Here is a 10,728-nt window from a genome sequence, read left to right as displayed (position 1 = left end):
GGTGGCGGGCACATCCTTAGCCTATCGCACCCAATCTAGACGGGAGGTTAACTCGACGCAATGCTCCGGTGAAGACTCGGCAACCACTGCGCAGATAGCCCAAATCCGTGCCTAACCACCAGATTTCCTCGGCTACTCTGAGAACGAACCCGCACTCTCCGCACCGTTGCCGGAAGGCTACCGGTCACCGATAAATAGAAAGGGTAGTTGACCACCATGATGATGAACTACACCATGATTGCCCTCTGGGGCGTAGTAAATGTCCTGCAGACGTATAAGATGTTCCGGTCCATCATTGTCTACGAAATCAACCGACGCCGAGACAAGAAGTTGTACGCCAAAAACATTTACATTACTCGAGGCGACCGCCTTGAAATAATTGCGCTTGTCGTTGTGCTTCCTATGATGCCTGCTCTGATGTTTATAGCTCATTTGCTGGGCGACGTAGGATTCCATTTTGCAGATGTCGGATTTTTCCTTCTCACGTGTGCTTTTCTGTACTTCTTCAATGATGTGACTGGTTCTTACACCAAAATTTCGCCGGAAGGAGTTGAAGAAGACGACGGGCACGGCAAGAAAACCTTCTACCCGCTCAACGCGATTGATAAGGTCACATACAGGGAGAGTTACGATAGCGAAATTCCAGACTCCGTCACCTTCGACACAAAATCGGGTGAGCGTATTGCGCGTTTCGGGCCCATCTATGAGGGCTACCCCCTCCTCGCAATGACCCGATTCAAGATGGAAAACGACCGCTGGCCAGATATGAACAACCCCGAAGAAGCTGCGCAGGTCAAGGCGTGGATGAACTGGAGCTCCACCATCCCGCACATCAAGGACAAGGAAATTTCTGGCCTCGCCGAAGTAGACATGTAGCCCGCGATTCAGCCCGTATTTAGGGTGCGCCCGGCGTGTTTCTCAACCAATATTTCCGCAATTTTTCTGCCAGGAAAACGTGGACTAGCCCGCATGGTTTAAGCCTCAACTAGAAGGTGTACTCTGCACGTAAAAACATTAACGTTGAGGCATACAATAAGAAATGGTTAATGCACAGCCGCACGCCGTGCACACGCCACGTCACTTCACAGAAACACCGACCCCGAAAGGCACATCATGGCCACCAAGAAGCCTGCACGCCTTACCCGCCGCGCAGCACTCGCCGCCGCAGGCGCAGGCGCAGCAACCGCCCTCGGCGCACTGCTCACCCCCGCACAGGCAACCACCTACCGCCCGACCGTGCGCCGCACCCCCTACAACCGCTACTACTCCGACCGTTACGGCCGCCGCACCCGCATCGTCATCAGCGACTACTACGGCAGCTCCTACAGCCACTACTACTATTACGGCGGCTAAAAAATACCAAGCCCAATAAACATATACTGTAAGACGGCACTACATTCGTGTAGTGCCGTCTTCCCGTTAGATGCCGCAGGCATCACCCGCACCACGGTGCGGAAAACACACCACAGATAGAGAGAAAAAATGAAGAACGTAACCCGCCGATCCGCACTCGGCCTGTTTGCCGCAGCCGGTGGCGCAACCCTCCTGGCGGCATGCGGTTCGCAGTCTCAGGCATCCAGTGGCTCTGCATCTGCATCCGGTAGCGCTTCTACCTCGGATGCCGAAGTTAACAACGCACGCGCCGACTACTCCGGTCCTGCTGTCCTGGACGGTTACACCTCCAAGCCTGCTGACTACCAGCTGGCAACCCGCACCGAGCCGGCCAAGAACGTGCCCGTGCCGACCAAGCCCGCCGTCGCTAACGAGAACAGCGTGGAGGGCCTGTACCAGTCCATCGCGTTCTTCGGCGCAGCCATGGAATACTACATGCGTACCGGTAAGACCGAGCCCCTGCGTGAAAGCGCCATGGACAAGAGCGAACTCAAGTCGATGCTCGAGCCGGAAGACGGCACCCTCGGGGAAAAGCTGGTCAAGGGCGAAGTCTGGATGCACGACCCGACTGTTACCATCACCCTGCTCTCCGCACAGCCCACCCGCGATGGTAAGGCATACACCTGGAATGCTCGCTTCACCCTTACCCGCGGCGAATTCATGGCATCTAAGGATAAGGTTCTGGAGGTCCCCGAAAGCGGTCGTGAGAACGTCAACGAGCGTACCCTGCGCGGTGTTTACGAGAACGGTGCGTGGAAGCTGACTGGCATGAAGTCTGAATCTGAGGCTTCTGCATCGGCTTCTGCTTCCTAAAAGCTTCAGCCTAGAAACGTATAGTTTCTGAAATAGAAAGGCGCCCGCCCCGTGGAATAAACCCACGAGGCGGGCGCCACCACCGTAGATAGAGAGAACCAATGAAGAACGTAACCCGCCGATCTGCCCTCGGCATGGTTGTAGCCGCCGGTGGCGCAACCCTCCTGGCAGCGTGCGGCGCTCAGCCGCAAGCAACCAGCGGCAACGCATCCGAGAGGGCATCCAGCAATGCATCCGGTAGCGCATCTGCTTCCGCATCTAAGAGCGTTCGTAGCGACTACTCCGGCGTTGCGGTCCTGGACGGCTACACTTCCAAGCCTGCAGGTTATAAGGAAGGTACCCGTACCGAGCCGCCCAAGAATGTTCCTGTACCTGTGAAGCCCGCTGTTGCTAACGAGAACAGCGTGGAAGGCTTCTACCAGTCCATTGCATTCTTTGGCGCCGCTTCTGAATATTATGGGCGTACCGGAAAGACTGAACCTTTGCGTGAAAGCGGTATTGATATTTCAGAATTGAAGACCACCCTTGAACCCACGCCTGGTAGCTTCGATGATGCTTTGCAAAAGGGGGAGGTCTGGCGCCAAGAACAAACTGTTACTGTCGCTATGAATACGCCTCAACCGACCCGCGATGGTGATAGCTATATCTGGAATGTAAAGATGGTTTTGGAGAACGGTGAGTTTGCTGTATACAAGGGGAAAGTGATGGAGTCTCCCAAGGAATACCGCAAAATTACTGGAGATGCCATCATTCGTGGAGTTTATGAGAATGGCGACTGGAAGCTTACAGTGAATCCGGTTGCTACTTCTAGTGCCACTGCATCGGCTTCTGCTTCCTAAAAGCTTCAGCCTAGAGGCGTATAACTTCTACAAGTAAAAGGCGCCCGCCCCGTGGCTAGAAACCACGAGGCGGGCGCCTCACTTATATACGCAATAAAGCATATACCCTTATCGGGATGCTACCAGATGCGCACGCGCTCCTCCGGAGCCAGGTACAGTGCATCGCCCTCAGAGACACCAAACGCCTCATAGAACTCATCAATATTGCGCACCACACCGTTCACGCGGAACTCATCCGGCGAATGCGGATCCACCGAAATCATCACCTCAGCATGCTGCGGGCGGGACTTCGTGCACCAGCCGCGAGCATTCGAGAAGAAGAAACGCTGAATACCGGTCATACCGTCAATCACCGGCGCGTCAGCCAGCGACTCAATGCCCTGCTTCTTCAGAGCCAAGCGGTACGCCTTCAACGCAATAGACATGCCAGCCAGGTCGCCAATGTTCTCGCCCAGAGTCAGCTCACCGTTCACGTGGAACTTCGGGTCCAGACCCACCGGAACGTACGCGTTGTACTGCTCCACCAGTGCGGAGGTGCGCTCCTTGAACTTCGCGTAATCCTCCTCAGTCCACCAGCTCTCCAGCTTGCCGTCACCGTCATAGCGGGAACCCTGATCGTCAAAACCGTGACCAATCTCGTGGCCAATAATCATGCCGATATTGCCGTAGTTCGCCGCATCGTCAGCATCCGGGTTGAAGTACGGGGGCTGCAGAATCGCTGCCGGGAACACAATCTCATTCGCCGGCGGCATGTAGTACGCGTTCACGGTCTGCGGAGTCATCAGCCACTCCGACTTATCCACCGGCTGACCCTTACGGGCAATCAGCCAGTCAGCATCAAACGCTCCGGTACGGCGCAGGTTCTCGAACAGGTCACCGGGTACCAGCTCCAGTGCGGAGAAGTCACGCCACTTATCGGGGTAACCGATCTTGGTGACGAACTTCGACAGCTTCTCCAACGCCTTCTGGCGGGTTGCCTCAGTCATCCAGTCCAGTGACTCAATAGACTCGCGGTACGCCTCCAGGAGGTTGCCGACCAGAACCAGCATCTTCTCCTTGTGCGAGGGCGGGAAGTGCACAGCCACGTACTCCTGGCCAATTTCCTCACCCAGAGCCTTCTCGACAGCGCCCACGCCGCGCTTCCAGCGCTCACGAATCTGCTGAGTGCCGGAAAGGGTCTTGCCGTAGAAGTTGAAGCTTTCCTGAACCAGTTCGTCGTACATGAACGGCGCACGCGAACGCAGAACGGTCCACACAGCCCACAGCTTCCAGCTCATCAGCGGGATGGAGGTGAACAGCTTAGCCGCACCCTCAAAGAAGGACGGCTGAGCCACAATAACCTGACCCAGGGTCTCCGGGTCTGCGCCGAGCGCCAGCAGCCACTGCGAGAACGGGAAGCCGGGGAACTTCTCGTCCAGCTCGGTCGCCTGGTACGGGTTGTAGGTCGCCTCAGCGTCGCGGTTCTCCACGACGTTCCAGTGCAGGCGAGCCAGCTCCGACTCGTGGGTGAACACCAGCTGAGCCGCCTGCTCCGGGGTGAGACCGAAGCCCTCAGCCAGACCGGTCAGCTGGAACATGCGGGCAATATGCTCAACGTACGCCGCGCACGCCTGCTCGTGCTTCTCTTCACGGTAGTAGGATTCGTCCGGCAGACCCAGACCCGACTGGTACAGGAAGAACGTGTAATTCTTCGGGTCCTTCGGGTCGTTGCTGGTGTACCAGGCGAACAGCTGCGGCAGACCCGCACGAGACAGCAGCGCCAGGGTCACAGCCAGGTGGGAGGGGGTTGCCGAGTTCAGAATCGGGGCGATTTCCTTCAGCAGCGGCTCCAGGCCGTCCGCCTCAATCTTCTCAACATCCATGAAGGAGTTGTAGAGTGCGCCGATGCGGGACTCCGGCTGCTCCTTCGCAATCTTCTCCACCAGCTCACGCACGTGCTTCTCTGCGTTATCGCGGAGGGTGTACAGGCCGCCGTCCTTGGGGCGGTCCGCCGGGATTTCGTGGGTAGCAAGCCACTTGCCGTTGACGTGGCGGAAGAAATCGTCGCCCGGCTTGACGGTTTCATCCACCCATTCTTTAGTGATTCCAGAGTTAGTAGTCATGGTTCCATTCTATGTTCTTACGCCCCCAAGCCACAGGATGCCCGGGACGGCACCAGATGCTGGCTCACCGGTACAGGCGCTTCTCAGGGGTATTTTGTCGCTCCTCAGTGGGCTACGCGGGTGGCAGAGAGGGCGGTAGCCCCTCCAGGATGCAGAAAACCCGCCCGCACGGTGCAGAAGAAAAACCGTACGGGCGGGCCTGTTATCTATCCCCAAAAGCTCGGCATACAGTCGGTACGCATACCGGCACGAAGCCGAACAGCCGCCACCTGCCGCAGGTTACCGCGAGCAAACCATCATCCGGTCAACCCGCAGCAGGCAGCGGAACCAATAGGCGCCTCCTAGAGGGATGCGCGAATCGCCTTGGTGGCATCTACCAGGTGACGCAGAGACTGCTTGGTCTCCTCGTAATCACGAGTCTTCAGACCGCAGTCCGGGTTCACCCACAGGTCAGCAATGGTGCCGTAACCAATCGCAGCCTTCAGCAGGGACTCAATCTCATCCTGCGAAGGAACACGCGGGGAGTGGATGTCCCACACGCCCGGGCCCAGACCGGAAACGAAGCTCTCCGGAATGTCAGCCAGCAGCTCCATGTGCGAACGAGCCGCCTCAATGCTGGTCACGTCAGCGTTCAGAGCGTTAATCGAGTCGATAATCTCGTTGAACTCCGAGTAGCACAGGTGGGTGTGAATCTGGGTGGAATCCTTCACCGCGCTGGTTGCCAGGCGGAAGGAGTTCACCGACCAGTCCAGGTACTGCGGCTGCTCATCGCGGCGCAGGGGCAGCAGCTCACGCAGAGCCGGCTCGTCCACCTGAATGATGCGGATGCCCGCCTGCTCCAGGTCAGCAATCTCGTCGGCAAGAGCCAGAGCCACCTGGTTAGCGGTCTCGCGGCGCGGCTGGTCGTCACGCACGAAGGACCACGCCAGAATCGTCACCGGGCCGGTGAGCATGCCCTTGACCGGCTTGTCGCTCAGCGACTGTGCGTGGGAGCTCCACGGAACGGTGAACGCCTCACCGCGCAGGCCCTCACCGTGACGCTTTACGTCACCGAACAGGATCGAGGGGCGGGTGCAACGCGAACCGTAGGACTGAACCCAGCCGTGGCGGGTGGTTGCGAAACCGTCGAAGTTCTCGGCGAAGTACTGAACCATGTCGTTACGCTCGGCCTCACCGTGAACCAGCACGTCCAGGCCCAGCTCCTCCTGCAGTGCGATAACCGAGGCAATCTCGTCACGCAGGAAGCCGTTCAGCTCCTCAGCGGAAATCTTGCCCGCACGAGCCTCCGCACGGCGGCGGCGAATCTCAGCGGTCTGCGGGAAGGAACCGATGGTGGTGGTCGGCAGCTTCGGCAGGTTCAGGTCGGCCTGAGCCGCGCGGCGAACGTCAATGGTCGGGCGGTCGAAGTCCTCAGCGGTCACAGCTGCGGCGCGGGCACGAATCTCATCGTTGTGCTTGCGCGGGTCAGCGGCGAAGCGAGCCAGCGCCTCATCAGCAGCCTTCAGCTCCGGCTCAACAGCAGCCTCACCCTCAGCCAGGCCACGAGCCAGCAGAGCAATCTCGGCGACCTTCTGATCGGCGAATGCCAGACCGTCCACGGGAACCTCGGCGGGGTCTTCCAGAGCCAGGTCGTGCGGCACGTGCTGCAGGGAGGTCGAGGAGGAAACCGACACGGCACCCTCGGATGCGCCGGGCAGCGCCTCCAGGGTCTTCAGGGCGGCACGAACATCAGCACGCCACACGTTGCGGCCGTTCACAACACCGGCAACCAGGTGCACACCCGCGGCAGAAACAGACTCCAGCTCAGCCTTCGAGTACACGCCGTGCACCAGGTCAAGATGCAGAGCCTCAATGCCGGTACCCAGTAGCGCCGGCAGGTTCTCACGCAGGGAACCGTAGGGGCTGGTCACCAGAATCTGCGGGCGCTTCTCGCCAGCTGCCAGGGCACGGTAGGTGCGCTCAGCCAGCTGCGCAACCTTCGCGTTGTCCGCACGGTCCACGGTCAGGCCCGGCTCGTCCAGCTGAACCCACTCAACACCGCGCTCAGCCAGCTGCTCCAGCACCTGAGCGTACGCGGCAACGAACTCATCCAGACGGTCAACGGGGGAGAAGTCCTCAGCGGAACCCTGCTCAGCCTTAGCGCCCAGCAGCAGGGTCAGCGGGCCAACAATCTGCGGGCGAACCTTCACGCCAGCCTGCTTTGCTACCTCGAGCTGCTCGTCAATAGCCTCAAGGTTCAGCTTAATCTCGGTGCCGGCACCAATCTCGGGCACCAGGTAGTGGTAGTTGGTGTCGAACCACTTAGTCATCTCCAGAGGAGGCAGGGTCTCGGTACCGCGCGCCAGTGCGAAGTAGCCGGGCAGATCCAGCAGGCCGCGTGCATCCTTAGCCTCAGCCAGACGCTCGGGAACCAGGGTGAACAGGCGAACAACGTCGAGCACCTGGTCGTAGTAGGAGAAGGTTGCCGGAATCGAGTAGTTGTCAGCCTTCAGACCGGCGGCGGTCACGCGCTCGAAGTAGGTGCGCTGCACGTCTGCGGCGGTGTCCTGCAGCTCCTGCAGGGTGGCCTTGCCCTTCCAGAAAGCCTCCTGAGCCTTCTTCAGCTCACGGAAGCGGCCCACGCGGGGGTAACCAACAATAGTTGCGGCGGGGAATGCGGTGTTCGACATAATAGTTATTCCTTTACTGGGGATAGATGTGGGAGTCGGTTCCGGCGTTTTACCACCCGACTGTGGGCGGTGAAACGGAGGACTCAACAACTCCCGGAATATTTGTGGGGGAGAAAGTGGAAACGCGTCCGACAAGGAGCGTTATGGGTTGAAGTGGGGTTTTAGACGTATTCCAGTTCGCTCAGCGACTGAGAGAAACGGTTACTGTACCGCGGCAAATCCAGCTGATCCAGAACGTCCAGAACCGCCGCATGCTCGTTGAAGGTGAAGAAGTGCAGACCCGGTGCGCCCGCATCCATCACGGCGCGGCACTGGTTCAGCGCGTAATCCACGCCGATGCGGTGCAGCTCAGCGTTGCTGGTCGCCGTCTCTAGGGCGTAGGCGAGGTCCGTCGGGACTTCCATGCCCGCCATCTGGCAGAGGTTCTGTAGGCGCTTCAGCGAGGTTACCGGCATGATGCCCGGAATAATCGGAATATCCACGCCTGCCAGGTGCGCCGAATCGACCAGGGCGCTGTAGCGTTCATCCTCAAAGAACACCTGAGTGATCGCGAAGTCCGCGCCGGCACGCTGCTTCGACAACAGAATCTCAATATCCTGCAACAGAGATGCGGACTCGGGGTGCTTCTGCGGGTATGCCGCCACACCAATCGACACCTTGCCAGCTGCCAGGTGGGCGAAATCTTCACGCTCCACGCGGCGAATCAGCTCCACCAGGTAGCGGGCGAAAGGAAGTTCAGAAACCTGACCTTCCTGAATATCACCGCGAAGAGCCAGGAAACCGCGCACACCCAGACCCAGAATCAGGCGGACCGCACGCTCCAGCTCATGCACCGAATGGCCTGCACAAATCAGGTGAGCCAGCGGGGTGAGGGACGTTTCATGCACCAGGTGGTCGAGTAGCGCGAGGGTCTTCTGGCGGCGCTTAGCGTCACCGGCGTAGGTGACCGACACGTAGTCGGGGTTGGTGCCCTCAAGCTCGGCAATGGTGTGGAGTAGCGACTCGCAACTTGCGTGTGAGCGGGGTGGGAACAGCTCAAAAGAAAGAGCCGGGTGAACTGTCGTCATAACCTTCCTTCGTGTTCACCCGATAGATACGCACCGGGAGGGTGCGCGAATTCTTCTGCAGGATGCGCTGTACCGGTTTGTGGGTGCACATCATCAAGGGGTGCCGAAGGGTATTCTTCTCTATCGGTTCTGGCGGGAGCACCTTGTCCGTACCCTGCACCGTGACGGTGGGGGATACTGGCGAGGTTGCTGCGACGTCGACGAGCCAGATCTCTCGGTCGCTCTTGATAGATAACGCTTTCACTCTACCCACTGCCTCCGAGGGTGTGCAAGGTATGCGGCGGTTGATGTCCTAATATTTCTGGACATGACAATGGGGCGAAATATGAACTTAATATGACTGACTATGACGAAGGGGGCTGGGGGGCGTTGCGGGTAGGGCTGTCGGCGGGCTCTTGGGCGCTCGGTATATATCGCAGATATGTCTGCTTAATATTCTTGGACACGTGCGAATATGTGTGTTTTATATTTCAGTGAGGGGTAGGGTAACTAATGAGGCACGGGTAGTGTTTCGATGTCCGCTCATCGAGGAGTTGTAGGGCTCAAAGATGAGTTCAATACGACTTTGTGAGCGTGGTGAGAATGAAAAATCTATTTTCTTCTATATTCTGGTCCTTCCGCCTAGCCTGGAAAACCTGTCCTGGGACCCTAGTGAGCGTCGCCCTATCGCTAGCCGTCATTGCCTGCATTCCCTTGAGTCAGTCCCTGCTGATTGGTAATACAGTATCAGCCTTGAGCGGTTCAAATGGTGGCGCAGCATGGATTTATATTATTGCTCTTGCCCTTGTTGTCGGAATTAATATCATTGCTCAACGCTGGGTAAGTAGTAACATGCTTATCCTCAAATCAAAGATGAACTATCGGGTTCACCGCATGTTAAATACCAGGTTATCTACTTTTCCGTTGTCTGATATAGGTAGCATAAAATCACAGGAAGATATACGTGCTGCAAGAGAGGCAATATCGAAACAGGAATTGCAGGTTCACACCATGTCAGTTATGACACTGGTGAGTGCCTTCGCAATGGTGTTACTTCTCTGTCTTAATATTGCGAACGTCAGCATTGTGGCAGCAATTTTTGCGGCACTGTGTTCACTACCCCTATCTATTGCAATGGTAATCCTCGCTAAACGTGATTACACTATATACACCCTAATGTACGAGGACTATCGGGTAGAGAACTACTATCTAGACAATCTGATGGCTCAAAGTCGCGCCCAAGAACTTCACCTCATGAGAGCCTCCCGATTTTTCTCGCAACGCGTAGCGTCCTGGCGACGCCGGGCAGCCGGTAGGGAATTGAGCCTTGAAAGTGTTAGAGGAATCATCTCCATAGTTGCAGGGCTACTCTGCTCTGTCTTACTTTTTGCGTCCCTGTACTTCCTTGTGGATTCAGGAGCCGATATATCGTATGTGGCCGGATCGCTGATTGGAATCATTGCCTGTGTTAACGCGACCCAAGAGGTGGGATATTCATTCGGCCAGATTATTAATGGAGCATTATCTGTTCAGCAATTCCGAAGGGTATGCGACTCTGATACTTACGACCATGCTTCTGAGATAAAAACTTCTAACCCTAACCGTGAAAATATTTCAAAAATTATATGCAAAGATGTATCCGTTCAGTATGAGGGCGCGTCGTCTTTTGCGCTTAAAGATATTAATCTTGAGCTGATGAATAATCAAATGATTGCAGTAGTTGGTGCCTCGGGCGCGGGAAAAACAACGCTAATAAATGCAATTCTTGGAATTACACCAATTGCCCAGGGGAGCATAACGTATAAGGGTGCTTCTTCTGAGAGTAAATACAACATGTTGGCAAATGTTGGTTTGGTGAGTCAAGACT

At 57.0% G+C, this 10,728-nt stretch carries 8 protein-coding genes and 1 riboswitch; of the genes, 5 read left to right on the top strand and 3 right to left on the bottom strand.

Going from position 1 to position 10,728, the window contains the following annotated elements:
• Positions 1–216: 216 nt before the first annotated feature.
• From HMPREF2842_RS08765 to HMPREF2842_RS08750, 4 genes are all read left to right on the top strand, one after another.
• Positions 217–876, top strand: a complete 660-nt coding sequence (locus tag HMPREF2842_RS08765) for a hypothetical protein (protein ID WP_049358424.1) — start codon at positions 217–219, stop codon at positions 874–876.
• 237 nt (positions 877–1,113) lie between these two features.
• Positions 1,114–1,353 carry a hypothetical protein gene (locus HMPREF2842_RS08760; RefSeq protein WP_049354346.1) on the top strand — a complete coding sequence of 80 codons (240 nt, stop codon included), beginning with the start codon at positions 1,114–1,116 and terminating at the stop codon, positions 1,351–1,353.
• Between the two features lie 129 nt (positions 1,354–1,482).
• Entirely contained in the window at positions 1,483–2,205 is a 723-nt protein-coding gene (locus HMPREF2842_RS08755) for a DUF6318 family protein (RefSeq protein ID WP_049352829.1), read from the top strand.
• A gap of 101 nt (positions 2,206–2,306) precedes the next feature.
• Complete coding sequence (locus HMPREF2842_RS08750; protein ID WP_049340842.1) at positions 2,307–3,044, top strand: DUF6318 family protein; 738 nt, start codon at positions 2,307–2,309, stop codon at positions 3,042–3,044.
• A 119-nt stretch (positions 3,045–3,163) separates the two neighbouring features.
• Here the strand turns inward: HMPREF2842_RS08750 and HMPREF2842_RS08745 are convergent, their stop codons facing one another.
• From HMPREF2842_RS08745 to HMPREF2842_RS08735, 3 genes are all read right to left on the bottom strand, one after another.
• Entirely contained in the window at positions 3,164–5,146 is a 1,983-nt protein-coding gene (locus HMPREF2842_RS08745; RefSeq protein WP_070644335.1) for a M13 family metallopeptidase, read from the bottom strand.
• 341 nt (positions 5,147–5,487) lie between these two features.
• Positions 5,488–7,815, bottom strand: a complete 2,328-nt coding sequence (metE, locus tag HMPREF2842_RS08740; RefSeq protein WP_070644332.1) for a 5-methyltetrahydropteroyltriglutamate--homocysteine S-methyltransferase — start codon at positions 7,813–7,815, stop codon at positions 5,488–5,490.
• Between the two features lie 161 nt (positions 7,816–7,976).
• Positions 7,977–8,882 carry a methylenetetrahydrofolate reductase gene (locus tag HMPREF2842_RS08735; RefSeq protein WP_070644329.1) on the bottom strand — a complete coding sequence of 302 codons (906 nt, stop codon included), beginning with the start codon at positions 8,880–8,882 and terminating at the stop codon, positions 7,977–7,979.
• A 117-nt stretch (positions 8,883–8,999) separates the two neighbouring features.
• Positions 9,000–9,116: riboswitch (SAM riboswitch) on the bottom strand.
• Between the two features lie 417 nt (positions 9,117–9,533).
• On the opposite strand from HMPREF2842_RS08735, the gene HMPREF2842_RS08730 reads away from it, so the two are divergent.
• Positions 9,534–10,728 (top strand): ATP-binding cassette domain-containing protein (locus tag HMPREF2842_RS08730; protein ID WP_246823249.1); only part of this gene is annotated, 1,195 nt, incomplete at its 3' end.

The sequence above is a fragment of the Rothia sp. HMSC069C10 genome (genome assembly GCF_001812205.1).
In the GTDB taxonomy this organism is placed as follows: domain Bacteria; phylum Actinomycetota; class Actinomycetes; order Actinomycetales; family Micrococcaceae; genus Rothia; species Rothia mucilaginosa.
The sequence above is the reverse complement of the archived record's forward strand: the minus strand, read 5'-3'. Positions and strand labels throughout refer to the sequence as shown.